This is a genomic window from Lacticaseibacillus thailandensis DSM 22698 = JCM 13996, assembly GCF_001436135.1.
Lineage (GTDB): Bacteria > Bacillota > Bacilli > Lactobacillales > Lactobacillaceae > Lacticaseibacillus > Lacticaseibacillus thailandensis.
The window spans coordinates 312,578-337,241 of record NZ_AYZK01000002.1 but is presented as its reverse complement, the minus strand read 5'-3'; the positions used below and the strand labels follow the sequence as shown (position 1 = coordinate 337,241).

Sequence of the window (24,664 nt, the reverse complement as noted above, 5' to 3'; positions counted from 1 at the left end):
CAGTACTTCACGACTGGCTTCGTCAGTAATGGCTAAGATATAACTTCATTCGCCATTATAGAGACGAACTTGTGTCACATCGGTGTGAAGGACAGTGAGCGGCTGTTTCGCGGCGAATTGTTGTTTCAAGATGTTGGGCGTGATCTTGGCGACTTTGCCTTTGTAAGAGTGGTACTTGGCAGTATGCTTCGAGTAAAGCGTGACCTTCAATCCCATATCACTCATGAGGCGGCGAATGGTTTCCTCGGCATAGTGTAAGCCGTGCTTTATTGCCTCATCATGGATACGACGATATCCATACGTCTCCTTAGAGCCATAGAAGTGTTGTTTAATGAACCGTTTAAGCTCTGCGTACTTATCGACCTTCTTATTACGCTTGAGCCGGTCATAGTACATTGCCCTAGATAACTTGATTTGCTTGAGTAATTCTGGGAGACTGTAGCGCGACCTTAACGAAGTAACGATGCCCGCCTTCACTTTTGTTAAGAGTGCTTCGGTGAGTTCTTCGTCAGGGTCGCGAGTGCTTTTAAAATATCACGGTCCAGTTCAGCCTCGTGAAGCTTGGCTTTAAGTTCTAAAATCTCCTGTTGATACTACTCCTCCTGTGTTGGTTCAAGTTTCTTGACTGGTTTGATCTTCTTGTGCTTACTCATGACTGGCCTTCCTTTGCGTGTAGTGCGCAAGCCAGCCACTCCTTGATCTCTCACAATACAACACCAGGAATTGACCTGACTGGGAGAGATGCTAAAGTGAGCCGCTGTTTTCCCACGACTTACTTGATGCGTCTGCACATACTATACCACGGCAATCTTGAATGTTTGAGAGTAGTCTATCCTTGTGCGCTTAACTTTCAGAGTATCGATACCGTGATCCCTAGCTTGGTTGCCCCATGTTTGGACAGTCATCTTAGAAGGCACTCCAAACTCTGTGCAAATGTCGCGATAGCTTATACCACCTTCAAGATACTGAGAAACAACCCTGGCTTTGAAATCACTACTGTATTTAGTCATAAGAAAAGCCCCGCAATCATTAGACTGCTTGTCTAACAATTGTAGGGCACTTCATAATTGGCCTGGACGTTTTTACGCTGAAAAAATTTAGTCCACAGTCAGAAAATTTATCCAATTTAGTGTTGTATTATTCTTCGTGAAAGCGTATTCTTTAGTGCGTAGAAAAAGTTGGCTGTAGGATTATAACGTTAGAAAAATATTGTTCCTCGCGGAAGCAAGGGTGCTCCAGTTATAATCCTTTTTATTGAAGTTGTTCCCCGCACTATTGCGGGGGTGAGTCACGTCTTATTGTTGTTATCGGAGCACGGTGGCACGATGTACAAAGGAGGCACAAATTGGACGATCAGGTAAAAAATCTCAGTACAGCTGTTAAATCGTTGTGGGCCAAAAAGACGGAGGTTGATAATCAGCCCCTCTGGTTACCGCTACTGACTCACCTTGAAGACACTCGTCGAACGATTAACATGCTCTTCAATACATGGTTAAGTGAGGGACAACGAACATCGATAAGGGGAGAGTTGTCCGATGAAGAAGCCCAACAGTTAGTACAATTCGTCGGTTTCATTCACGATTTTGGCAAAGCGACCACGGCATTTCAGACCAAGGAATCATATGTGGCTAGTCCATCGTTAGACGCTGAATTGGTTGAACAACTCGAGTTTGCGGGCTTTCATGACGTAACTGATGCCAATATTACTGCTAGAGGCCGTTCCCCACATGCGCTAGCTGGTCAAGCGCTTCTCGAACGGTTTGGGGTACCTATTTCCGTTGCAGCTATCATTGGGGCCCACCACGGGAAGCCGTGTGATACCAAAGAAAAGTCGAATATTATTGAATACACCGCTAATTATTGGCAACACGATAATGATGCTAATCAGCAAAAGCCTTGGCAAGATGTGCAGGCAGAACTTTTCGCCTTTGCCCTACAACGCTGTGGCTATGACACGGTTGAAGATATTCCGGTAGTCACGGAACCTCAGGCAGTGCTGTTGTCGGGCCTGCTGGTGATGGCTGACTGGTTAGCTTCTAGTGAAATGTTAGGTAATGATCCTAGTCGGCCACTATTTCCGCTTATTCAACTGGACCAAACTATTGATGATATCGACGAAGATGAACGCGCTAACCGTGCGTTCAACAACTGGTATGTCAGTGATGAGCTGGAACCACACCAAGTTAGCTTGGCGACTGACCCTTATTTCGAGCGTTGGGGTTTTCATGCACGGCCGGTACAAGCGGCAGTGACGAAAGCAATTGCGGATACGGTCGATCCTGGAGCGGTGATCATTGAGGCACCAATGGGCCTGGGTAAAACCGAGATTGCCTTATTGGCGGCGGAACAATTAGCCTATAAGTCTGGTCGCAACGGTTTGTTCTTTGGTCTACCAACCCAAGCAACGGCAAACGCGATGTTCACGCGTGTTGAGGACTGGCTTAACCAAGTGCAACCAGAGGATGCCGGCAAAATATCGATGCATTTAATGCACGGGAAAGCGGCGTTTAACCCGGCGTTCACTAGCTTGCCAGATGCGGTGGCGGTTGATAATGATGCTGAGGCCGCACGCGATGATGAGGCTGCCGTGGTCAACAGCTGGTTTAGTGGCAAGAAGACCATCCTGGATGAAGTGGATGTTGGGACTGTTGATCACTTGTTGCTGATGGCACTGAAGCAGAAACACTTGATGTTGCGGCATCTAGGACTAAGCAAAAAGGTCGTTATTATCGATGAGATCCATGCATATGACGCCTACATGAGCCAATATCTTGCGCGTGCGTTGGAGTGGCTTGGTGCGTACCACGTACCGGTGGTGATGTTGTCTGCTACTTTGCCCAAGCAACGGCGCAATGCCTTGCTGGCGGCCTATTACAGGGGCAAGTATCATCGGAACCTATTACGGTTACAAGATGTCGCACCACAGAATTGGCAAAAATCTGAGGCTTATCCGCTAGTGACCATTATGGACGGTCCGCGTATCCATCAAGTCACTGAATTTGCCAGTCAGTCGGATCAGCAACCGCAACTGGTTGATGTGCAACGGTTTGACGGGGATGATGAGGCGCTGGTTGAGTCAATTCTGAACGCAATCGATGCTGGTGGTATTGCGGGTGTGATTGTTAACACGGTCAGCAGAGCGCAAACGGTTGCGCAACTGCTGGCACCGCACGTTCCGGTCATTACCCTGCATTCCGCCTTCCTGGCTCCAGACCGGGTGAAACTTGAAGACACGTTGCAACGTAGTATTGGCAAAGATGACCAGCGGCCGCACAAGCTTGTCGTTGTGGGTACCCAAGTGCTGGAGCAGTCACTTGATATTGACTTTGATATTTTGTATAGCGATATTGCGCCGATAGACCTATTATTACAGCGGGTGGGGCGCTTACATCGGCATGTGCGTACCCGGCCAGCTGGTTTAATAAAGCCTAAATTAGTTGTTAATTACGGTAAGGAGGATGATGACGAATCGGAGTTTGGCAAGGCAAACGAAGGTATTTATGGCCGCTACTTACTGATGAAGACGGACTATTACCTGCCAGACCAGCTAAATATACCTGGAGATATCTCGCGGCTGGTGCAGTTAGTTTATGACGACGAGGTTGATCCTGAAATTGATGGATTGGAAGAAGCCAAGAAACAAATGGATGACAACTTGCTCCTTGAGCGAAAGAAAGCACACGTTTTTCTTCTCGATAAGCCCAAAGCAAGTAAGGACCTGCTTGGTTGGCTAGGCCATGCTGCGACTGGTACGGATACGGATGAACAGAAAGCCCAAGCTGCAGTACGTGATATTCAGCCAACGCTGGAGGTGATTTTACTACGCAGGACTGAGCAAGGAGTGGGGCTACTGGATGGTCGTTTGTTGTCAGATTGTCGGGACAGCCAAGTTGCGGAACAAGTGATTAGGTTACCACATGGGGTTACTTACGACGTGGACAAGGCAATCAAAAATTTGGAATTGAGTACGCGTAGTCAATTCCCCGAGTGGGCTGACAGCAAGTGGCTCAAAGGTGAATTGGCCGTGGTGCTAGATGAGAATTACCAAGCTAGTCTTGGGGAGTATCAACTAACGTATTCCCGGCAATACGGATTAAGTTATTCAAAGGAGGAGGACCATGGATGAATGAGCGACATTTCAATTTGGTGACTGATCCGTGGATCAAAGTGATCACGGATCAGTCAGGCACTATTAAAACGGTATCGCTAACTGACCTGTTTGCGCATGCGCAAGATTACCAACAACTTGGTGGTGAGACCGCCGCGCAGGATTTGGCGGTTTTGCGGTTACTACTGGCTATTTTACAAACGGTTTATTCACGCTTTAATGCTGACGATGAGGCTTACGATTGGCTTGAAGTAGACGAACAAACATTGCAGGCTACCCTTATAGATGACTTTGACAGTGACGATTTAGTGACAACGTGGAGTGAGCTATATTCTGCCGGTCACTTCTCCGAAGCAGTGTCCAAATACTTGCAACGTTATGCTGACCGATTTGACTTCTTCGGCCCACACGCTTTTTATCAGGTGACAGCTGAGGAGTATGACCGTTTTGTGCCAGCCAAAAAGCGCGTGGCAACAGGTTCGGGAACGGTAGCCATCAAGCAGATTAACCGGACTATCTCGGAAAGTAATAATTCGCCGGCTTTGTTTGCACCCAAGACGGACGAATTCAAAAATCAATTGGATTTGCCGGAGCTAGTGCGGTGGATCATTATGTATCAAAACTACACCGGCGTCACTGACAAAACCAAAATTGAGACCGATGACAAATTTTCGGTGGGAATGGGCTGGCTATACCGGTTAAATCCGGTGTATGCACGTGGCAATTCTTTGTTTGAAACGTTGATGCTGAACCTAGTCCTGGTAAATAAAGATGATGTTGATGATGAATATCACGCTCAGCGCCCAGTTTGGGAGTTTGGTGAAACGAGCAACTACATTCAAGAGCGCAAACGGCAGATACCACCTGACAATATCGCAGAATTATACACTGCATGGTCCCGGTTATTGCACATCGAGTGGGATGATGATGGGGTGCCGACCATATTTAGTGCTGGAATACCCCCGTTCAACCCGGCCAACCTGTTTGTAGAGCCAATGACCACGTGGCGTTACGACCCCAAGGCCAAGCCGCCTGAATTTAGGCCAGAACGGCTGCGTAAGGAGAACATGGATGTGGCCATGTGGCGGCACTTTGGGCGGTACGTGGATACCAATCGTGAAAAGAAGGGTGACGGACATCAGCCGGGGGTGGTGACGTGGCTCCAGCAGTTGCAGGAAAAAGAACTAATTCCTACGAACAAGATGGTAACGCTGCAAGCAGTAGCGGTCGTCAGTGATGGCAACGCCACCTCCCAATCGCCAGCAGCCGAAGTGACGGACGATATTACTATCGACGCCGGAGTACTGTTTGATACGGTTGGTGCAATACGGTGGCCAGTGCGTATTGAGGATCAAATCAACTTGACCCAAGACCTTGGACGCTTTTACTGGCGTTTTATTAATCGGGTCAGTCGTATCCGTGGTTTTGATGATACTAATTTAGCCAACGCTGAGGGAGCCAAGTTCTATAGCCGCCTGAATGAGCCGTTTAAAAACTGGTTGGCCAGCCTCCGACCAAATGATGATCGTGAAGGAAAGATTGCCCAGTGGCAGGCGCAGTTACGCGACCTTGTTATTGATAGTGCTAGAGCGTTTTCAGCCGCGCCATCGCCGCGTGACATTAGCGGTACCGTCGTTTCTGGGGACAAAGGTGAGCGTGTCGATAATATCTTTTTGGCCTTTAATTCTTTAGTGTATTCAGTTAACAAACGTTTGAAGGAAGGGTGATGGATGATGGTAGATAAAGTTGCTGGGCCGACCAGCAGGATTATTACTGCTCTGTATAATGATGGCGCAATTAACCGTGCCGCACTTGCTGGGTTACGTAGTGCTCCTACACTAAATAGTCCGCAGGCACAGGTGGCTTGGCCCATCATAATGCAATACATGAGTAGCAACCAGTTAAGTCATAATGGTGTGCCAACTTATGCTGAGGTGGCTATTTTTACGGCCGTTAAGTTGTACGCGCAAATGCAGCAAGGTGCCACTGGACGTGGAGACAAGGTGCCAAGTGTGTTTGGGTCACATTATGCGGAGAATGAGCACCAGCGTGGACAGCGTTTCTTTGAATGCCTGGCGCGGATGCGGCAAAATCCGGATGCACAAGTCGCCTTGGATCGGCGGGTGCGGGTGGCTCTGAGCACGACCAGTGTGGAAGGGCTAATCCACTCGCTCACGGGGCTGAACGCAATTATTAAATCGACGCTGGATCACCCCCGCATTGATTATGCTGATCTGGCCAGCGATATCTACGCATTTCAGTTTAGCTTTGAAAGCGCTAACCGGGTCCATTTGCATTGGGGTCAATCATATTTTGGTAGTGTAGTAAAGGCAAATAGCGATGAGAAAGAGGTAGCTAACAATGACTAAAAACTTGTATGTAGATGTTCACGTATTGCAGACTGTTCCTTCTTCCAACATTAACCGCGATGATACCGGGGCCCCAAAGACGGCGCTGTATGGTGGCGTTGTGCGTGCCCGTGTGTCCTCCCAAAGCTGGAAACGGGCAATGCGGCACGAATTCAATCATTCTGGGGCGCAGGTAGAAGGTATTCGTACCAAAGAAGTTTTGCAGCTACTCACTGATGCTATTGCTGCCAAGAATCCAGAACTGGATCAGGATGGTGCCGAAGGACTAGCTAATGACGTTTTGAAGACCGCCGGGATTAAAGTGAAGAATGGCCAGACTGGGGCCTTAATGCTTGTTAGCCGGGGCCAAGTCAATAAGATAGCTGAGTATGCACTGTCGCATGAGACTTTGGACAAAAAGGAACTTAAGGCAGTCTTTAACGGCAATCAGTCACTGGACTTAGCACTTTTTGGCCGGATGGTGGCAGATAATCCGGAACTAAACGTTGAGGCATCCGCTCAGGTGGCACATGCCATTTCGACTCACGCAGTGCAGCCGGAATTTGATTACTATACCGCTTTGGATGATCTGCAAAAGGACGACGCTACGGGCGCGGCAATGTTGGGGACGGTTGAGTACAATTCGTCGACCCTGTACCGTTACGCTAACGTAAACGTTGAGGAGTTGGCACAAAATCTTGGTGCTGAATCAGCCCTCACCGGTGTGCGGGAGTTTATCAAGAGTTTTGCACTATCGATGCCAACGGGTAAGCAGAACACCTTTGCGAACAAGACCTTACCTAGCTACATTCTGGTAACGGTACGGGACGATACGCCGGTCAACCTGGTATCTGCCTTCGAACAACCAGTGGAATCCAAGAACGGTTATGTACGTAAGTCAGTGGAGAAACTGGAGCAAGGGTTTGATGATGCCGCTAAAATGGTTGATCAACCCGTGATGACTGTGGTTTTGAGTCAGGTAGATTCACAGTTGGACGACCAGGCTACCAACATCAACGATTTATTGGATCAAGTCACCAACAAGTTGAGCGAGGTGATTGGCGATGAAGACACTAACGATTAATTTACGTGGGCCATTGCAATCGTACGGGGATGAAGCGGCGTTTACGCGGCGGACCAGTACGGATTACCCACGCAAGAGTGCTATCGTCGGCTTGTTGGCCGCAGCTTTGGGTTATCACCGGGATGATGCACGCATCAACGAGCTGAACAAAGTGCGGTTTGCAGTACGCGTGGACCAACCGGGCGAGCCCCTGACGGACTTGCACACGGTCGAGTGGAAGCGTAACAGCCGTAAGTTGACTTACCGGACTTACTTACAGGATGCCGTTTTTGTGGTGGCCGTTAGTGCGGATGACCAACTGATTGACCGCCTAGAACATGCGCTACACCACCCCAAGTTTCAGCTGTATTTGGGGCGGAAGGCCAATGTGCCGGCGGGTGTGTTGACGACCCACCAGTATGATGAGGGTAACCCCTTAACAGTCTTGCAGGGCCTGGAATGGCAAGCGGCGGCATGGTACCAGTTAAGGAAACAACGTCAGCGGCAAATTCGGTTGGATATCATTGCTGACGCTGGCCTTATTGAGGGCCAGCGCGAGTGGATGGTTGCCGATAACGTTGAATCATTTGATCAGCGGCACCGGAGCTTTAATTTCCGCGCGGTGAAGCAGACCGCTGTTGAGGTTGATAATCCTTATTACCAAGACAGAGGTACTGAGACTAGCCACGATGCGTTTGGCGCGTTGGGTTAGAAAGGGGAGTAGCTATGTATCTCTCAAGAGTACAAATTGATACTAATAATCGACGCAAGATTAAGGATTTAACCCACCTAGGTGCCTACCATAATTGGGTTGAGCAAAGTTTTCCTAATGAGATTAGCGGGCACGTTCGTTTACGTCACCTTTGGCGTATCGACCAACTGGGTGGGAAGCAATACTTACTAGTTTTGAGCGCGGATAAACCTGACCTGGAACAGCTCGAGGAATATGGTGTGCCGGGGACCGCAGCTAGCAAGGACTACGATTTGTTTTTGCAGGGCCTATCGCTGGGCGAGACATTAAACTTTAGGCTCACCGCTAATCCCACACACTCCGTTCCGCAAGAAGGGCAGCGGGGTCGCGTTTATCCACACGTCACTGTTCGCCACCAAATGGAATGGTTAGTGCAACGCGCACCGGAAGCGGGGTTCCGTATTAATGAATCCAGTGCACCCGCAATCGTGGCGGATGGGGCAAAGGATGTCGACAAAGAACTCAACCGTCTAGCATTTAATTTGGTTAGTCGTGACCAGCCCATTTTACGGCACAAGGGGATGCACGTGGTGCGGGTGCGGCGTGTGACCTATGAAGGCGTACTGACAATTACCGATTTAGATAAGTTTAAGCAGACACTCACCAACGGTTTGGGCCGTGAAAAGGCGTATGGCATGGGCCTCATGACGGTTATCCCGGTGAAATAATGGCCAAGTTACCAGGCGCAAAGAAGCCTGAGCTATCAGAACTAGGTCGGGTCCGTGACCGCATTAGCTTTCTATACCTTGAGCATGCCAAGATTAATCGGCAAGATAGTGCGATTGTGGTTACAGATAACCGGGGCACAGTGTTTGTACCCGCCGCCATGATCAGTGTGTTGATGCTTGGACCTGGCGTCGACGTTACCCATCGTGCGATGGAATTAATCGGTGATTCGGGCCTGAGTGTGATTTGGGTAGGTGAGCGTGGCGTGCGTGAGTATGCTCACGGGCGCGCATTGAACCACTCATCAAAGTTACTGGAGGCGCAGGCCAAACTAGTCTCTAATGTAAAGTCGCGGGTGGCAGTTGCCCGCAAAATGTACCAGATGCGGTTTCCCGATACGGATGTATCTGGTCTAACCATGCAGGAATTACGCGGTAAGGAAGGTGCGCGTGTTCGCAGAATCTATCGTGAACAATCGCAATTAACCAAGGTACCATGGACTAGACGCGAGTATGATCATGATAACTATGAGGCGGGGTCACCAATTAATCGTGCGTTAACTGCAGCCCACTCTGCTTTGTATGGTTTGTGTTATAGCGTGATTGTGGCCTTGGGTGCTTCGCCCGGTTTGGGCTTTGTGCACACGGGGCACGACTTGGCTTTTGTGTACGACTTTGCCGATTTGTATAAGGCGGAGGTCACGATTCCCATTGCGTTTGCGGTTACCGCGGAGTATGGGGATGACGACGACAACCAGGACGATTTGGGTCGCCGGACAAGGTTAGCCGTGCGCAATGCTTTCGCGGATGGCAAATTGATGGTCCGTATGGTGAAAGATCTAAAGACATTGCTAGGTGATGATGAACAGCCGGTCGATGCTGACATTGTTAACTTGTGGGATGACCGCCTGGGTCTGCAGAAGTTTGGCGTGTCCTACCGTGAATTTGATGGTGGTGATACTGCATGATTGTGATCACCTTAACCAAGGTGCCGCGTTCATTAAGAGGAGACCTAACCAAGTGGTTTCAAGAGATTCAGACGGGCGTGTTTGTCGGTAGTGTTAGTGCACGTATCCGGGACAAACTTTGGGATCGTGTGCAGGAAAACATTGGTAGTGGTCAGGCGACCATGGTTTACTCTGCAGCTAACGAATTAGGTTATCAGTTTAAGACCTCTCGTACTGACTATGAGGTGGTAGACTATGACGGCATACCTTTAATGATGCATCTTGTCACCAAGGGTTCGCCGGTGGGGCTGGGGTTTAGCAATGCTGCTAAATATAGGCGCGCCGCTAAGTTCAGTCGACGCGCACAGAAGAAACCCATACAAAGCAAAAGGGTGATGCCATTCGTATCACTGGACGTTGAGACTACGGGTCTTAGCGTCAGTGATGACCAGATTATCTCGATTGGTGCGCTTAAGAGTGATGGGCAAAATGAAACTGGTGCGTTTAAATGTCTCATTAACGTTAACCGTGGAATTCCCGAAGGCATCTCACGGTTAACGGGAATAACCAGTGCAGACTTGATAACGCAAGGTGTTCCGTTAGCTGAAGCGATGACCGGCTTACGTGAGTTTGTTAGCAATTGGCCCATTGTGGGCTACAACGTTAATTTTGATGACGGGTTTCTCTTGGCTGCTGCTCACGATGTGGACCAGCCCGCGATTAAAAATCGGATGATTGATCTTTTACCGCTAGTTAAAAAGGCTAATAGGTTCATGGATAATTATCGTCTCAGTACGGTGCTGGAGACTTATCAAATTACAAACGAGCACCCGCATAATTCAACGTCAGATGCGCGGGCAACTTTGCAGTTGGCATTGCAACTCATAAAAAAAGGTGTAAGCGTCTTTTGAAAAGGCTGAGACTATGGGATTTATTTACTGTGTTCCCCGCAGGTGCGGGGGTAATCCCCGACGTGACAGCCGACTTGGTGAGGTCAACCCGTGTTCCCCGCAGGTGCGGGGGTAATCCCCTAAGCGCTACGCGTTGGGCAACCGGGCAAGGGTGTTCCCCGCAGGTGCGGGGGTAATCCCTACCACATTCAACCTCTGTCTTGGTTCGTGTGGTGTTCCCCGCAGGTGCGGGGGTAATCCTTTTGCAAAGTGCCAACAAGCAGTATGTTTCCGGTGTTCCCCGCAGGTGCGGGGGTAATCCCCAACCAGTGACACACGTCCACCGGCATAGTCAGTGTTCCCCGCAGGTGCGGGGGTAATCCTCGAAATGGCCCCGAGCACCAATCCCTTTTTGTGTGTTCCCCGCAGGTGCGGGGGTAATCCTGGACGACTGTTGGTCGCCTTGGCCATTTAAAAGTGTTCCCCGCAGGTGCGGGGGTAATCCTTTTGGTGATGGTCGCTGCCAGACCGGTGATGTGTGTTCCCCGCAGGTGCGGGGGTAATCCTTTAGAGAAGCACGAGCTAGTCAACTATTTGATGTGTTCCCCGCAGGTGCGGGGGTAATCCCCCCAAAGGGGATGGCCAGTATCAGCACGCTAAGTGTTCCCCGCAGGTGCGGGGGTAATCCTATAACACCCTACCGACCAGCAGACAACACTTTGTGTTCCCCGCAGGTGCGGGGGTAATCCTTTACATGTTCCCCGCATAAGCCGGGTTTTTGTGTGTTCCCCGCAGGTGCGGGGGTAATCCTCAAGGCCCTACAGGCACAGGTCAAAAGTCTGGGTGTTCCCCGCAGGTGCGGGGGTAATCCTGCTGATTATTGGATTAAGTTGTACAGCGCCGGGTGTTCCCCGCAGGTGCGGGGGTAATCCTTAAGCCTCGTTATCAATTAAATCTTGCGTGAAGTGTTCCCCGCAGGTGCGGGGGTAATCCTACAGCCCTTACGAGCGGAAGATGGAAATGGCGGTGTTCCCCGCAGGTGCGGGGGTAATCCCAACGTCCAGAAAACGGCCGACGGTGACCTTCTGTGTTCCCCGCAGGTGCGGGGGTAATCCTTAAATCTTGCGTAAACGGGTCGTCATTGCCATGTGTTCCCCGCAGGTGCGGGGGTAATCCTGCCCAATCCTTTGCCAAGAAAAGAGATTTTATGTGTTCCCCGCAGGTGCGGGGGTAATCCCCCCAAAGGGGATGGCCAGTATCAGCACGCTAAGTGTTCCCCGCAGGTGCGGGGGTAATCCTATAACACCCTACCGACCAGCAGACAACACTTTGTGTTCCCCGCAGGTGCGGGGGTAATCCTTTACATGTTCCCCGCATAAGCCGGGTTTTTGTGTGTTCCCCGCAGGTGCGGGGGTAATCCTCAAGGCCCTACAGGCACAGGTCAAAAGTCTGGGTGTTCCCCGCAGGTGCGGGGGTAATCCTGCTGATTATTGGATTAAGTTGTACAGCGCCGGGTGTTCCCCGCAGGTGCGGGGGTAATCCTGTGCCGGGTCGCCTTGGTGACCGTCACCATCTGTGTTCCCCGCAGGTGCGGGGGTAATCCCAGGTCATAAAAGTACCCCACGAGGTCGCCCATGTGTTCCCCGCAGGTGCGGGGGTAATCCTGATGCTAGGTGGTGCCCATGGTGGATTTAGTGGTGTTCCCCGCAGGTGCGGGGGTAATCCTTAAGCCTCGTTATCAATTAAATCTTGCGTGAAGTGTTCCCCGCAGGTGCGGGGGTAATCCCGCTCGTCCGGCTAAGTCCAGCGAACTCCACCGGTGTTCCCCGCAGGTGCGGGGGTAATCCCCGCTCAAACACAGCTAAAAGCAGTCGAGTGGAGTGTTCCCCGCAGGTGCGGGGGTAATCCTACCAGTAGTGAATATCGTTGTCGCCGCTGTAAGTGTTCCCCGCAGGTGCGGGGGTAATCCCGACCGTGTTACGCTCATCGGCCATGCCAAACTGTGTTCCCCGCAGGTGCGGGGGTAATCCCATTACCGCACACAACGGGCTGAACTTGCGGATGTGTTCCCCGCAGGTGCGGGGGTAATCCTTTGCTAAATGGTTCTTGGCCGTGGCAGTGGTTGTGTTCCCCGCAGGTGCGGGGGTAATCCCTGAAACCGAAGTCACCCTAGCAAGTATTACGGGTGTTCCCCGCAGGTGCGGGGGTAATCCCTACGTACTCAACGCCATCTACTAATACAAGTTGTGTTCCCCGCAGGTGCGGGGGTAATCCTCGGTCATGTTATACACCGCCTTTCAGCAAGTGTTCCCCGCAGGTGCGGGGGTAATCCACCCCAGCGCTTTTGTTCACGTGAAGGTCGATGTGTTCCCCGCAGGTGCGGGGGTAATCCTGTTATATGCACTGGCCGCGTCGTCCCGCGCCTGTGTTCCCCGCAGGTGCGGGGGTAATCCCGAAGCACTCGGATCGTTTAAGTAGAAATCGGAGTGTTCCCCGCAGGTGCGGGGGTAATCCTGTCTGGTAAATACATTAAGGACAAACGTCCCAGTGTTCCCCGCAGGTGCGGGGGTAATCCCGACGACAGCATCGACTTGGACGAACACCCAGAGTGTTCCCCGCAGGTGCGGGGGTAATCCCTAACGGAGACGCAGAAGACGTACGCCATCAAGGTGTTCCCCGCAGGTGCGGGGGTAATCCTTGTTGTGCCCAATAATCTTAAAGCTGTGCTCAGTGTTCCCCGCAGGTGCGGGGGTAATCCCACTGAACGCGGCTTTGAAAAGCATGTTTGGTAGTGTTCCCCGCAGGTGCGGGGGTAATCCCGACGAACGCCCACGAACCGAAATGCCGTTAAAGTGTTCCCCGCAGGTGCGGGGGTAATCCTGGCGATTTTGACGTCGTGTGCAGCTCGCTGTAGTGTTCCCCGCAGGTGCGGGGGTAATCCCTGCGTCAATGCAGTGGTTGTAACTGTCGACTGGTGTTCCCCGCAGGTGCGGGGGTAATCCCACCGGCTGGCCCTGAGCCTCATCAACAATATTGTGTTCCCCGCAGGTGCGGGGGTAATCCACAGATCATCGTCTTCGGTGTCGTCTTCCCAGTGTGTTCCCCGCAGGTGCGGGGGTAATCCTTACTTTTGCTATAAGCTAAATGCCCAAAGAGAGTGTTCCCCGCAGGTGCGGGGGTAATCCTAGATAACTACAAATTAAGTAAAGCCCAAACTGGTGTTCCCCGCAGGTGCGGGGGTAATCCCAAAGATTTGGACGACGAGGCGGAATTACGTTCGTGTTCCCCGCAGGTGCGGGGGTAATCCTACAGCCCTTACGAGCGGAAGATGGAAATGGCGGTGTTCCCCGCAGGTGCGGGGGTAATCCCAACGTCCAGAAAACGGCCGACGGTGACCGTCTGTGTTCCCCGCAGGTGCGGGGGTAATCCCGACGAGGCCCGGGAAGCAATCTAAGCACGACAGTGTTCCCCGCAGGTGCGGGGGTAATCCTCAACGTTTTGCCCTTTTTGTTTTACTCTCGATGTGTTCCCCGCAGGTGCGGGGGTAATCCTGTGGTTTTTGTACATGCTGGCAATGGCGTATTGTGTTCCCCGCAGGTGCGGGGGTAATCCCGCGAGTCACGTGAACAGGATATTCGCGATGGAGTGTTCCCCGCAGGTGCGGGGGTAATCCCCCAGGGTAGTAATCTAGTGAACGCGTATCCCAGTGTTCCCCGCAGGTGCGGGGTTAATCCCTTCTTGCAGATAAGGCATTCCGTGGTCTACCCGTGTTCCCCGCAGGTGCGGGGGTAATCCTCAGATTCATTTTTATATGGACGACCAACCACGGTGTTCCCCGCAGGTGCGGGGGTAATCCTGGCAAACTGTGCTTCAACCATCAGGTGAGCACGTGTTCCCCGCAGGTGCGGGGGTAATCCTAGTGTTGTTGGTGTTGCCCAACGTCACCGCGTGTGTTCCCCGCAGGTGCGGGGGTAATCCTAAAAATCCAGCTCCATTAATAGCACCAAAACTGTGTTCCCCGCAGGTGCGGGGGTAATCCTTAAATCTTGCGTAAACGGGTCGTCATTGCCATGTGTTCCCCGCAGGTGCGGGGGTAATCCTGCCCAATCCTTTGCCAAGAAAAGAGGTGTTATGTGTTCCCCGCAGGTGCGGGGGTAATCCTATATATTGATTAGTAATGTCTTTAATTAAATCGTGTTCCCCGCAGGTGCGGGGGTAATCCCGCCTATAAATTTAAAGGTCACAACAACATCTAGTGTTCCCCGCAGGTGCGGGGGTAATCCTCATTCGTGAAAGTAATATTCAAGAAAACGTTGGTGTTCCCCGCAGGTGCGGGGGTAATCCTCTAAATAGTACGGTGCAGAGTTTTATTAATCCGTGTTCCCCGCAGGTGCGGGGGTAATCCCTCTTTTTCGTGCTTGCCATTGTACACGTAGAGGTGTTCCCCGCAGGTGCGGGGGTAATCCTGGCATGGTAGTTGCTGGTAAGGATGCTTTAGTGTGTTCCCCGCAGGACGGGGGTAATCCTGCGCTTTTGCAGCTTTTTGACAACTCCATCCGCCGTACTAGTGGATTGGGACTCATCAGCTTCGGTCTGTGCACCGGCCTTAGTCGCGTCATCGGTATGTTCATCAGCTTCGGTAGATTCAGTTGTCCCTGTTTGTGCTTCTGTGTCTGTCTCGTTGTCCATTTTGTGGGCCTCCTCGAATATGCAGTCATGGGAGACCAGTCTCACGCCGTTCTTTAGCGTCCGCGGCATAGGTTGAATGGCATAGAAAAAGCCCCAGTCTTAAGACTGAGGGTCAAAGAATTTAATGTTTATAATTTAGGGGATAATTTTGCTCCATTCCTCTGCTGTAAGCTCAGGAATTGGGGTGTTAGAGTCGATTGCTTCATTTACATCACGAGTCATGTCCTTAACGCCCTGTTCTAGCTCGTCCGGATGTTGCTCAATGTGCAATGGATCCCACCAGCCAATAATTCGTTCCGGAAATGGCGCACCAAAGTGGTCCTCGTAAGCCCGCTTAATGAGATTAATTTGTGTAATGTAATCCTCATTAATCATGTCCATCACCCCTTTAGAATTATGCCGATAATCAGGTCAAGATACTCCGGGTACTCTGTAATTTTAGTATACACCCCGGCCGTTAATGTAACTCGTTAACCGCCCGTCATCGGGCTCGAAAATACTCTCGAGGCCCATTGATAATACCTCTGTTGCGTTAGGATGGTCTTTGTCAATATAGGGATTAATGAATTTATCTTTTTTAGTGAATTCGTTTGGCCTTTAGCCAAAATTAGGAAATAAGTCAGAAATTTGTTCAGGGGTTTCGTCTTTCGTATGGCGCCCTATAAACTGTTTTTCAATGCGAACCAAGTCAGAAATAAAGCTATCAATCATGTGCCGATTTCGTGAAAGGGCGTAGTCTGTCGCTCACCATTCACATAAATACTAATGTCCTCGCCTGGGCTAGCTCCTCTAAGGTAGTGCTGTCCCTTAATATCAGCCAGCCCGGGACTGAAAAAGCTTCAGCTCTTAACGCGGGCCAAGAACCATTAGTTGTTATCCATGACATAATCAACCCATTGCTTAGGATAATATAAAATGCATCCTGAAGCTGATTCTTGACCTTGATACTGGAACGAGGATACCAGTTTTTATCTGGTATCCTCGCATCCATCTTCCGGTACTGTTTGAATGTGCTTTTCAGTGTTGCCTTATCACCCAGCATCCCCGCCATATTGTATTTAATGTTAAATGATCTACCCAATTCAATCAGATCTTGATTGCTTGCAGTGCCTAGGTTAACTGACTTCATACTCTCCCTTAATTTTTTTGTATTAGAATCGTAATTTTGCATTTGGCAAGCGCTAACCGACCCGCTAATATCACTTTGCTTGTCATTTGAATTGCCAATTAGCCGTACCTTGTATTCACAATAATCCTATTTATGTTTTGCTTACTGTGAGCTAGCCGCCGTTGAGTACAACCACATCTATGTGGCCCTTTGCCCCAATTCTTGTACCGCCTGCACCGTCGCCGCCACTACCACCTCATAGTCCACGGTTGTTATGCCGAGGATCTGGCGGTTCCACTCGGCGGCCACGCCCATGCACAGGGTGTGTAGCAGTGCGGCGGAGACGGGGGTGCTGCCATTCCCACCATTGGTCGGTTCCACATGCCGCACCAGTTGCTCCAAGTGGGTGGCTAGTCGACCCACAAAGTTGATTTCACGTTGCTCAGCCAATTGGCGGAAGATAATCTTTTTGGCGTCCAATTCGTAACCGGTCAGGTCGAGGATGTCCTCCCAGCGCAGGTAGTCAAAGTTTTGGTCGATGGTATCGCGGAGGGTGTCTTCGATGATCCATTCTGCCACCGCAAATTTGTCGTCGAAGTATTCGTAAAATGTTTGTCGACGTAAACCCGCCGCCCGCATAATGGTAGAAATTGCCGTATGCTCAAAGCCGTCGCGCACCAGGACCCTGGTGAACGCTACGGCTATTTTTTTGCGCGTAATGTAAGTCATCACAGCCTCCTACGCTTGCGGCCAACTAGGCGTCTGCACTGGTGCTTGCAGTAACTGCAACCATGACGGATCCACCAGGTGCAACAATGAGAGTGATAGGCCGTGCATGCCGTTGGAGCTGAGAAAGGTACCCACTTTGGCGAAATCAACGTGCACACCCGCCAGAGAGAGTAATTGGCGCACGTCGTTGGCAAATACGAGGGTCTCCATCGCGGTCGTACCCCCGAGGGAATCTACTAACACGGCAAAGTGGTCATCTGCACGCCAGTGGAAGTTGATTTGGAGCTTATTCACCAACTCGTGGGCCAGCATTTCCGAAGATTGGAATGGCTCTTCGTGGTACCCCGGCTCTCCGTGAATGCCCACGCCGTACGAAATGGTGTTTTCGGGTAATTTGAAGGAGGGGTTGCTGTGTCCGGGGATGACTGCGCCGCTCGAAGAGAAGCCAATTGTTTTGATTTCCGGCAGCAACTGGTCAGCCAGCCGCTGCAGTTTGTCCACCGACATCCCCTGCGCGGCTGCTGCCCCGATGATTTTATGTACCAACACAGTGCCGGCAACGCCACGCCGCCGTTGTTGGAAGTCGGTCCCGGCGACGGACACGTCATCGCGCACGATAGCCATACCCACATGCCAGCCGGCTTGACGCAATTCATCCCGGGCTGCGGTGAACTGGGTGACATCCTGCACAAAATTTTTTACGATGAAAAATGCCCGGTGCTGCTTGGTGGCTGCGTGTACGACCTTGATGATCTCTTTGGCGGTGGGTGGCATGAAGAAGTCACCCATGATGGCACCCGTTAACATGCCTGTCCCCACGTACCCCCAGTGTGCGGGGTCATGGCCACTACCCCCACCAGCAAAGACGGGAACGGTGGTATCCACAAAGGCGCGGTCAATAAACCCGTGCGTTGCCGGTACGGCCATTAGCTGCGGGTGTGCCCACGTGATACCGTCGCGCATCTCGGTTAAAGCGTTGCTGGGGTCATTTAGAATTTGCATGGTTGTGCCTCCGTGATCAGTAATCGATACTCCGATTATACTGCAAGGGTTGGTCAATCCTGAAAACGGACACATTACGCTTTCTGTCCCTGTTAATGTATCCGCTTACAATATAAAATAAGTACGAATAATACAAAAAGGGAGACGAAATTGATGAAGAAAATCATTAATGATCCAGCTAACGTAGTCGACGAAATGCTCGATGGCTTGGTCCGCGGGTATCCCCAGTATGTGGAGCGTATTCCTAACACGGGTGCCATCATCCGCAGCAACAAGGCGTCGATGCAGGGTAAAGTTGGCATCGTGAGCGGCGGTGGTAGTGGTCACGAACCGGCGCACCCAGGCTATGTGGGCAAAGGTATGCTCAGTGGCGCGGTTGCCGGGCAAGTATTTACGTCCCCCACGCCCGACCAAATTTATGCGGCGATTAAGGCCGTTAACACCGGCAGTGGTGTCTTTCTAGTCGTTAAAAATTACTCCGGCGACGTGATGAATTTTGACATGGCGAAGGACATGGCGGAACTGGACGACATTCCGGTGAAGTCGATTGTTGTGGATGACGACATTGCCGTCAAGGATAGCCTGTACACACAAGGACGGCGCGGGGTTGCCGGCACGGTCTTCATGCACAAAATTCTTGGCGCGGCTGCGGACCAGGGGGCCACGTTGGATGAACTCGATGCGTTGGCTCAAAAAGTGCTGCCAAACATCAAAACGATTGCTGTTGCCTTATCGGCTGCGACCGTGCCCGAAGTGGGCAAGCCCGGGTTCGAATTGGCAGACGACGAAATTGAGTATGGTGTGGGCATCCACAGCGAGCCTGGCTACCGGCGGGAAAAGTTGCAACCATCCAAAGCGTTGGTCGCGGAACTAGTGGGCAAAATTGATGATGAGCAACACCTGACTGCCGATAAACAGTACGCTGTTTTGGTCAACGGCATGGGTGCAACCCCATTGATGGAACAGTATATTTTCACGCACGACTTGCTCAATAATTTGGGTGACCGCGGGATCAAGCCGGCGTTTACCAAGATTGGCAATTACATGACCTCGATCGACATGGCGGGGATTTCCCTGACAATCTTTGAACTAGCTGATCCACAGTGGTTGGATTACTTGAACTATCCAGTAGAAACGATTGCTTGGTAAGGGGGCCTCATGATGACAAAATTAACGGTAACGACAGCACAGCAATGGTTAGATGGGTTTGCGGCTGCGATTGCGGCACACAAGGACTATTTAAGTGAGTTGGACACGCCAATTGGTGACGGTGACCATGGCAGCAATATGGCCCGCGGGTTGACCGCCGTGCAGGCCGCGATTGATGGCCAAGATTTTGCGGGGTTGAAGGACCTCTTCAAAGCTGTGGCGATGGCGCTGATCAGCAAAGTTGGTGGCGCATCGGGCCCACTGTATGGTACGGCCTTCCTGGAAATGGCTAAGTTAGGTGACCAGGATGCTGATTTGGGTCACCTGCTGGATGCGGCTTTAGCCGGCATTCGTAAGCGTGGTGGTGCGGCTCCTGGCGATAAGACTTTGGTTGACGTATGGACGCCGGTCGTTGAGGCCGTGAAGGCGGGTAGCTTGACCCAAACGGTAGTGGATGACGCAGTCAACAGTACCAAGGATATGGTTGCACGCAAAGGTCGTGCCTCGTACCTGGGTGAACGGTCGGTTGGTCACCTCGACCCCGGTAGCGTTTCTAGTGGTTACTTGTTCACGGCGCTGATTGCAACGGGGGTGTTTGCATGACCTATGGCATTGTCATTGCGTCACACGTTGCCGACATTGCCCGTGGTGTGGCCACGTTGGCCCAGCAGGCTGCGCCCAACGTGCCCATCACCTTTGCCGGTGGTACGGACGATGATGGTATCGGCAGTAGCATGAGCAAAATAAGCGCGGCCATCGACGCGAACACCGCCGATGAGTTGCTGGCATTTTACGATTTAGGGAGCGCCAAAATGAACCTGGACATGGCCGTTGAGCTGGCCGATAAACCGGTGCACGTTTACGACGTGGCGCTAATCGAAGGAGCATACAGTGCGGCGACGCTCATTGGTGCTGGGGTGGACTTGGCCGCGATTGAGGCACAGTTACAACCACTGAAGATTAAATGAGGAGGCGGGTGCCATGAGCGGATTCTTGGGTGAATTTCTGGGTACCATGGTACTAATTGTGTTTGGGGTTGGTAGTGGTGCTGCTACTAATCTAAAGGGTAATTATGCCCGTCATCAAAACTGGACGTTCATCGCGTTGGCTTGGGGCTTAGCGGTAACGTTCGGGGTCTATGTCGCTGGGCAGTTTGGGTCCCAAGGGCACTTGAACCCCGCGGTGACGATTGGGTTTGCGGCTTTTGGCTTCTTTCCGTGGCCGCAAGTTGGTGGTTACCTCTTGGGCCAATTTCTGGGGGCCTTTGTTGGTGCCGTCATCGTCATCATTCAGTACTACCCGCACTTTAAGTCAGCACGGCGGGGCACGGATGACGGTAATTCGGTCGGTATCTTCGCGACCGGACCGGCCATCAATAACCCGTTATTTAACTACCTGAGCGAAACGATTGCGACCTTCTTCTTCGTCTTTGTGTTACTGAACCTAGGTAACTTCACTACCGGGTTGAAGCCATTGATTGTGGGCCTGCTGATCGTTGTAGTTGGGCAAACGCTCGGTGGGACTACCGGGTTTGCAATCAACCCGGCGCGTGATTTTGCGCCACGCCTGGCCTACGCCATTTTGCCGGTGCCGAACAAGGGCACTGCCAACTGGACGTACGCCTGGGTACCAATCCTTGGTCCCCTGTCTGGTGGGTTGATTGCGGCTGCCCTGGAAGCCGTGTTGAAGTAGGAGCATAGACAGTAAGCACCGTGAGTGGCTTTGCTCACGGTGCTTTTTGCGCATGGACAAGTACTGTGCCCACGTCATCGCACCACGTTCATTAGTTCCACCTTATCCAACCCTCACGCAAATAATTATTGCAACCGTTTCCCGGTCTTGCTACTATTAACTCAAGGGGATGATGGTAGCAATCCCCCGCAGTTGCGCAAAGTCACGAGGGCGATGGGGGTTATCGCATTCGTGCATGGTTGCTTTATGATCGATTAACGGTGTAAGTGTTAGGTTGCATAGCGACAGGCGGTGCAACATCAGCACCTGTCTGTTGCCAAAGGAGTGGTGCCCATGAACCAACCCGGTAATACCCAGTACCGTTGGCCAGCAACTTATGGCGACGGTACTAGCGACGGGGCTGATACTGAGTGGCGGTGAAGCAAGCTCAAAATAAATGTCTCACCCTTAAACTTTTTTCTACACGCAGTTTTGCTTCAATCACTTGGTTTGTCAATGAGCGTGGTTGCACCGAACGGTGACCACGCTTTTTATGCTTTCCGCTTCATGCGTTGCCCCGATGTGGACATACAAAAAGCCGTGGCCACCCGTAATTACGGGTGGTCACGGCCGTTAAATTTGTAGTTAGTTACCATATGATGAAGCGACGACCTGCTGGGTGTAGTTGTTGACCAACTCACCCTGTGCGTTGACCGTGTAACTAGCAACGGTCGGGTTGGTGTTCGGGTCGGCGTTGTGCGCCTGCATGTTGCTGGAGCTGTGGTTCTCGGCCACAGTGACCGTGGCTTCACCGTCGCTGTTGGTGCCGAAGGTGAAGGTGAAGTCGTTTGGCGTGACGTTAAAGTTGTAGTTGGCGGCGGTGTGCTTGAAGGCCCACGCTTGGAGCTGTGCTTGCGTCAAGTTAGTCCCGCTGGTTTGGTTGCTGGTGGTACCGTCACTCTTGGTACTCCCGGTACTGCCATTGCTACTATTCGTGCCAGTTGTGGTGTTGGTGCTGCCAGAGTTCGCACTAGCGCTGTTGGCCGTGGTGCTGGTGCTGGTGGCTACCGCACTGCTACTGGAACTCGTATTGCTGGCGGCCTGACTTTGGACGGCTTTGGCCTCGTTGTCCTGCAGACTGTTGGACGTGGAGCCGTTCCCCTGGTGGGCGTGGTAGGTGTAGGCCAATGGGAAGTGTTTATTCAGGTAGTAGAACGTGCCCGCACTACGGAAGACGCTGACGTTGACGTCAATAAATAACTCCTTGAGGTCTACGTGCTTGCCCGGTTGGACCGTTACCCGACCAGTAGCCGCGGACTTGATCTTGTCGCCATCCGCCGTGCGGTCGATGAAGAATTTGGCCCGGTTAAAGGTGACGGCGTGCTTCGTCTTGTTCGTGATGCGTGCGTTGACGTTATACAGCGTGTCACTACCGCCGTCGCTCTTGGCCTGGAAGCGGAACCGCAGTTGCTTACGCTGCTTTGCGCCGAGGTTCTGGTACGCGACTTTGGTAACCTGTTGCGTACTGGTGCGACTACTGCTGCTGGCTTGACTGTCATCATGCTGCTTGGCACCACAGCCGCTCAGTACTAGCAAAGCGGCAATGCCCAATGTGAGTAATTGCTTCTTCTTCATCATGGTTATCCTCCTCCAGACGCTGTCCACGCGCTTGTGCACGGCAACATGTCCTTGTAACGTTATTGTAGCATGGTCCACGGGCAAAAACGGTTAAGAAATGCTCGCGATTTAACAAACGCTTGAACTCAGCCTTAGGACCGAGTATTTTCTGGCTGGACAGGGTACAATATAACTAATCAAAGGGCTGGTTGCGACCAGCCACACAAAGGAGAATGGACATGAAGAAGCTCAGTGGGGGTGCCATCGCCGGGATCATTGTGGCGGCGGTCGTCGTAATTTTAGCCATCTTTGGGATCAGTGCGTACAACTCGATCGTGAAGGCGGACCAACAGGTGACGGAGCAGTGGAGCCAGGTCGAAAACGTGACCCAGCGCCAGTATGACTTGATTCCTAACCTGGTCAGCTCGGTCAAGGGCAGCATGCAGCAGGAACAAAAGGTCTTTGGCGCCATCGCGGATGCGCGCAAAGACTACGCTAAGGCCGATACCACCAAGGACAAAGCCAACGCGACGGCCGAAATGACCAGTAGCGTTGGTACCTTGATCTCGGTCATCCGCGAAAACTACCCGACATTGAATAGTAACAAGCAGGTCAGCACCCTGATGAGCGAGCTCGAGGGCTCCCAGAACCGTATCAGCGTGGAGCGTCGCCGGTATAACCAGGATGTGCAGGCGTACAACAATAAGATCGTGACGTTCCCGAAGAACATCATTGCGAACATGATGGGCAAAGGCACGAAGGCGTACTTCAAGGCCGACAGTAAGGCCATGAACAGCACGCCGTCAGTAGATTTGGACACTGATAGTAGCAGTACCAGCGGAAAGTAGGTGCGTGCGCATGCGCAAACTCTGGGAGGCGGCGGTCGCCACCTTTGCGCTGTTTCTGGCGGTCGTGACGTTTGGGACGACGGCGGCCCATGCCGCTACGTTACCGGCGCGGCCAGATACTGATTACTATGACGGTATTGGGCTGCTGGACAGCCAGACGGAGACGCTGGTCACCAAGCAAAACGAGTATTACCAGACCACCAAAGCCCGGCCACAAGTGGTACTCGCGGCCATTAAGAGTACTGGCGGGGACGACATTGATAGCTACGCCCCCGACCTGTTCCAGAAGTGGGGCATTGGCCAAAAGGGCAAGGATAACGGGATATTGATCCTCTTTGCCAAGAACGGCGGCAAGAACAACGTCCACATTGAGGTTGGCTACGGCATGGAGGCCTACATGACCGACGCCAAGTCGGCCAACCTGCTCCAAGCGCACCTGACCGACCTGAAGTCGAGTGACCCCGCCAACGTGAACCGGGGACTGCGGGCCGTGTTCAAAGGTGTAGCCCGTGTCGTCAGCAAGCATTACGGCTACAAGACCGTGAGCGCCAACGGCACCCAAACCGCGGTGCCCCAGGAGCAGGTGCACCAAGACAGTGACGGGACGTTTAACCTGGTCATGAAGATCGTCTTTGTGTTGCTGGCCATGATCATTATCTTGGGCATCCTGTTTGGCGGCGGTCATGGCGGCTCCGGCGGCAGTGGTCATGGTTGGCCGTGGCTCTGGTTGCTGTGGCTGCTAGGCATGAGTGGCAACGACCGCAACCGCAACGTCGGTGGCTGGGGCGGCCCCGGTGGCTTCGGTGGTGGCGGCTTTGGTGGCGGCTCCAGCGGGGGCGGCGGCGCGTCCGTTTAATTGCGTGCAATTGGTGGTGCTCTTGCTGGGCGCCACTTTTTTTGGTGAGCAGTCATTGGTGAGCAGTCAGAAGTTACGATTGTGCTAACGCCCGGCCGGAGCCCGGCCCTAAACCTTGCGTTTGCCTGGGCTTTCTTGTACTATTTCTAAGGTATTGGGCCGCAAATATTTATGCCTCGGGCCCGCATCGTGTACGTTGATGCGCGGCCCCGGCCCAGAACGT

The 24,664-nt window shown here is 52.1% G+C and carries 23 protein-coding genes and 1 CRISPR repeat array; of the genes, 14 read left to right on the top strand and 9 right to left on the bottom strand.

Annotated features, from left to right (window positions below; all coding sequences use genetic code 11):
• Positions 1-45: 45 nt before the first annotated feature.
• From FD19_RS10045 to FD19_RS10035, 3 genes are all read right to left on the bottom strand, one after another.
• Entirely contained in the window at positions 46-396 is a 351-nt protein-coding gene (locus FD19_RS10045) for an IS3 family transposase (RefSeq protein WP_156639621.1), read from the bottom strand.
• 197 nt (positions 397-593) lie between these two features.
• Positions 594-791 carry a helix-turn-helix domain-containing protein gene (locus FD19_RS10040; RefSeq protein ID WP_156321850.1) on the bottom strand — a complete coding sequence of 66 codons (198 nt, stop codon included), beginning with the start codon at positions 789-791 and terminating at the stop codon, positions 594-596.
• Between the two features lie 3 nt (positions 792-794).
• Positions 795-1,010, bottom strand: coding sequence for a helix-turn-helix domain-containing protein (locus FD19_RS10035; protein ID WP_156639619.1), 216 nt, complete (start codon positions 1,008-1,010; stop codon positions 795-797).
• 335 nt (positions 1,011-1,345) lie between these two features.
• Here FD19_RS10035 and FD19_RS05130 point away from each other — a divergent pair, with 335 nt between their 5' ends.
• The 8 genes from FD19_RS05130 to cas2e are packed head-to-tail and all read left to right on the top strand — an operon-like array spanning position 1,346 to position 10,793.
• Entirely contained in the window at positions 1,346-4,126 is a 2,781-nt protein-coding gene (locus FD19_RS05130; RefSeq protein WP_056969272.1) for a CRISPR-associated helicase/endonuclease Cas3, read from the top strand.
• Positions 4,123-5,835, top strand: a complete 1,713-nt coding sequence (locus tag FD19_RS05125; protein WP_054749693.1) for a type I-E CRISPR-associated protein Cse1/CasA — start codon at positions 4,123-4,125, stop codon at positions 5,833-5,835. Before FD19_RS05130 ends, FD19_RS05125 begins: the two co-directional genes overlap by 4 nt.
• A 3-nt stretch (positions 5,836-5,838) precedes the next feature.
• The gene (gene casB, locus FD19_RS05120; RefSeq protein ID WP_054749694.1) at positions 5,839-6,477 is read left to right on the top strand and encodes a type I-E CRISPR-associated protein Cse2/CasB; all 639 of its coding nucleotides are present in this window, start codon (positions 5,839-5,841) and stop codon (positions 6,475-6,477) included.
• Complete coding sequence (cas7e, locus tag FD19_RS05115) at positions 6,470-7,540, top strand: type I-E CRISPR-associated protein Cas7/Cse4/CasC (protein ID WP_056969271.1); 1,071 nt, start codon at positions 6,470-6,472, stop codon at positions 7,538-7,540. The genes casB and cas7e overlap by 8 nt, the downstream gene beginning before the upstream one ends.
• Positions 7,521-8,231 (top strand): type I-E CRISPR-associated protein Cas5/CasD, encoded by a 711-nt coding sequence (gene cas5e / locus FD19_RS05110; protein ID WP_056969270.1) that lies wholly within the window; start codon positions 7,521-7,523, stop codon positions 8,229-8,231. The genes cas7e and cas5e overlap by 20 nt, the downstream gene beginning before the upstream one ends.
• A gap of 14 nt (positions 8,232-8,245) precedes the next feature.
• Positions 8,246-8,938, top strand: coding sequence for a type I-E CRISPR-associated protein Cas6/Cse3/CasE (gene cas6e / locus FD19_RS05105; RefSeq protein WP_054749698.1), 693 nt, complete (start codon positions 8,246-8,248; stop codon positions 8,936-8,938).
• A complete protein-coding gene (gene cas1e / locus FD19_RS05100; protein ID WP_054749700.1) occupies positions 8,938-9,903 on the top strand; it encodes a type I-E CRISPR-associated endonuclease Cas1e in 966 nt (321 codons plus the stop codon). The genes cas6e and cas1e overlap by 1 nt, the downstream gene beginning before the upstream one ends.
• Positions 9,900-10,793 (top strand): type I-E CRISPR-associated endoribonuclease Cas2e, encoded by an 894-nt coding sequence (gene cas2e / locus FD19_RS05095; RefSeq protein ID WP_056969269.1) that lies wholly within the window; start codon positions 9,900-9,902, stop codon positions 10,791-10,793. The genes cas1e and cas2e overlap by 4 nt, the downstream gene beginning before the upstream one ends.
• 29 nt (positions 10,794-10,822) lie before the next feature.
• Positions 10,823-15,238: a CRISPR direct-repeat array (repeat unit 28 nt; unit sequence GTGTTCCCCGCAGGTGCGGGGGTAATCC).
• Positions 15,239-15,266: 28 nt separating this feature from the next.
• Here cas2e and FD19_RS10030 read toward each other — a convergent pair.
• The 5 genes from FD19_RS10030 to dhaQ form a co-directional block, all read right to left on the bottom strand.
• Positions 15,267-15,461 (bottom strand): hypothetical protein, encoded by a 195-nt coding sequence (locus FD19_RS10030; protein ID WP_162205173.1) that lies wholly within the window; start codon positions 15,459-15,461, stop codon positions 15,267-15,269.
• Positions 15,462-15,596: 135 nt separating this feature from the next.
• The gene (locus FD19_RS05090) at positions 15,597-15,836 is read right to left on the bottom strand and encodes a hypothetical protein (RefSeq protein WP_054749702.1); all 240 of its coding nucleotides are present in this window, start codon (positions 15,834-15,836) and stop codon (positions 15,597-15,599) included.
• A 376-nt stretch (positions 15,837-16,212) separates the two neighbouring features.
• Positions 16,213-16,590: a hypothetical protein gene (locus FD19_RS05085; protein ID WP_056969268.1), complete on the bottom strand. Its 378-nt coding sequence runs from the start codon at positions 16,588-16,590 to the stop codon at positions 16,213-16,215.
• A gap of 177 nt (positions 16,591-16,767) precedes the next feature.
• Positions 16,768-17,298, bottom strand: a complete 531-nt coding sequence (locus FD19_RS05080; RefSeq protein WP_054749706.1) for a TetR family transcriptional regulator — start codon at positions 17,296-17,298, stop codon at positions 16,768-16,770.
• A gap of 9 nt (positions 17,299-17,307) precedes the next feature.
• Positions 17,308-18,300 (bottom strand): DhaKLM operon coactivator DhaQ, encoded by a 993-nt coding sequence (dhaQ, locus tag FD19_RS05075; protein ID WP_056969267.1) that lies wholly within the window; start codon positions 18,298-18,300, stop codon positions 17,308-17,310.
• 153 nt (positions 18,301-18,453) lie between these two features.
• On the opposite strand from dhaQ, the gene dhaK reads away from it, so the two are divergent.
• The 4 genes from dhaK to FD19_RS05055 are packed head-to-tail and all read left to right on the top strand — an operon-like array spanning position 18,454 to position 21,141.
• Positions 18,454-19,449 carry a dihydroxyacetone kinase subunit DhaK gene (gene dhaK / locus FD19_RS05070; RefSeq protein ID WP_054749708.1) on the top strand — a complete coding sequence of 332 codons (996 nt, stop codon included), beginning with the start codon at positions 18,454-18,456 and terminating at the stop codon, positions 19,447-19,449.
• A 12-nt stretch (positions 19,450-19,461) separates the two neighbouring features.
• Complete coding sequence (dhaL, locus tag FD19_RS05065) at positions 19,462-20,052, top strand: dihydroxyacetone kinase subunit DhaL (protein WP_054749710.1); 591 nt, start codon at positions 19,462-19,464, stop codon at positions 20,050-20,052.
• Complete coding sequence (gene dhaM / locus FD19_RS05060) at positions 20,049-20,417, top strand: dihydroxyacetone kinase phosphoryl donor subunit DhaM (protein WP_056969266.1); 369 nt, start codon at positions 20,049-20,051, stop codon at positions 20,415-20,417. Before dhaL ends, dhaM begins: the two co-directional genes overlap by 4 nt.
• A gap of 13 nt (positions 20,418-20,430) precedes the next feature.
• Positions 20,431-21,141 carry an MIP/aquaporin family protein gene (locus tag FD19_RS05055; protein WP_054749712.1) on the top strand — a complete coding sequence of 237 codons (711 nt, stop codon included), beginning with the start codon at positions 20,431-20,433 and terminating at the stop codon, positions 21,139-21,141.
• Positions 21,142-21,765: 624 nt separating this feature from the next.
• Here the strand turns inward: FD19_RS05055 and FD19_RS05050 are convergent.
• Positions 21,766-22,758, bottom strand: coding sequence for a hypothetical protein (locus FD19_RS05050; protein WP_054749714.1), 993 nt, complete (start codon positions 22,756-22,758; stop codon positions 21,766-21,768).
• A gap of 212 nt (positions 22,759-22,970) precedes the next feature.
• Between FD19_RS05050 and FD19_RS05045 the strand changes: the two genes are divergently transcribed.
• Both FD19_RS05045 and FD19_RS05040 read left to right on the top strand, forming a co-directional pair.
• Positions 22,971-23,585, top strand: coding sequence for a LemA family protein (locus tag FD19_RS05045; RefSeq protein WP_056969265.1), 615 nt, complete (start codon positions 22,971-22,973; stop codon positions 23,583-23,585).
• Between the two features lie 10 nt (positions 23,586-23,595).
• Entirely contained in the window at positions 23,596-24,441 is an 846-nt protein-coding gene (locus FD19_RS05040; RefSeq protein WP_056969264.1) for a TPM domain-containing protein, read from the top strand.
• The last annotated feature ends 223 nt before the right edge of the window (positions 24,442-24,664 follow it).

Coding starts and splice junctions, on each gene's coding strand:
- FD19_RS10035 (WP_156639619.1), bottom strand. CDS start 1,010: ATGACTAAATACAGTAGTGATTTCAAAGCCAGGGTTGTTTCTCAGTAT.
- FD19_RS05055 (WP_054749712.1), top strand. CDS start 20,431: ATGAGCGGATTCTTGGGTGAATTTCTGGGTACCATGGTACTAATTGTG.
- cas1e (WP_054749700.1), top strand. CDS start 8,938: ATGGCCAAGTTACCAGGCGCAAAGAAGCCTGAGCTATCAGAACTAGGT.
- dhaQ (WP_056969267.1), bottom strand. CDS start 18,300: ATGCAAATTCTAAATGACCCCAGCAACGCTTTAACCGAGATGCGCGAC.
- cas2e (WP_056969269.1), top strand. CDS start 9,900: ATGATTGTGATCACCTTAACCAAGGTGCCGCGTTCATTAAGAGGAGAC.
- FD19_RS05090 (WP_054749702.1), bottom strand. CDS start 15,836: ATGATTAATGAGGATTACATTACACAAATTAATCTCATTAAGCGGGCT.
- cas7e (WP_056969271.1), top strand. CDS start 6,470: ATGACTAAAAACTTGTATGTAGATGTTCACGTATTGCAGACTGTTCCT.
- FD19_RS05050 (WP_054749714.1), bottom strand. CDS start 22,758: ATGATGAAGAAGAAGCAATTACTCACATTGGGCATTGCCGCTTTGCTA.
- FD19_RS05085 (WP_056969268.1), bottom strand. CDS start 16,590: ATGAAGTCAGTTAACCTAGGCACTGCAAGCAATCAAGATCTGATTGAA.
- casB (WP_054749694.1), top strand. CDS start 5,839: ATGATGGTAGATAAAGTTGCTGGGCCGACCAGCAGGATTATTACTGCT.
- FD19_RS10045 (WP_156639621.1), bottom strand. CDS start 396: ATGTACTATGACCGGCTCAAGCGTAATAAGAAGGTCGATAAGTACGCA.
- dhaK (WP_054749708.1), top strand. CDS start 18,454: ATGAAGAAAATCATTAATGATCCAGCTAACGTAGTCGACGAAATGCTC.
- cas6e (WP_054749698.1), top strand. CDS start 8,246: ATGTATCTCTCAAGAGTACAAATTGATACTAATAATCGACGCAAGATT.
- cas5e (WP_056969270.1), top strand. CDS start 7,521: ATGAAGACACTAACGATTAATTTACGTGGGCCATTGCAATCGTACGGG.
- dhaM (WP_056969266.1), top strand. CDS start 20,049: ATGACCTATGGCATTGTCATTGCGTCACACGTTGCCGACATTGCCCGT.
- FD19_RS05045 (WP_056969265.1), top strand. CDS start 22,971: ATGGACATGAAGAAGCTCAGTGGGGGTGCCATCGCCGGGATCATTGTG.
- FD19_RS10030 (WP_162205173.1), bottom strand. CDS start 15,461: ATGGACAACGAGACAGACACAGAAGCACAAACAGGGACAACTGAATCT.
- dhaL (WP_054749710.1), top strand. CDS start 19,462: ATGACAAAATTAACGGTAACGACAGCACAGCAATGGTTAGATGGGTTT.
- FD19_RS05080 (WP_054749706.1), bottom strand. CDS start 17,298: ATGACTTACATTACGCGCAAAAAAATAGCCGTAGCGTTCACCAGGGTC.
- FD19_RS05125 (WP_054749693.1), top strand. CDS start 4,123: ATGAATGAGCGACATTTCAATTTGGTGACTGATCCGTGGATCAAAGTG.
- FD19_RS05040 (WP_056969264.1), top strand. CDS start 23,596: ATGCGCAAACTCTGGGAGGCGGCGGTCGCCACCTTTGCGCTGTTTCTG.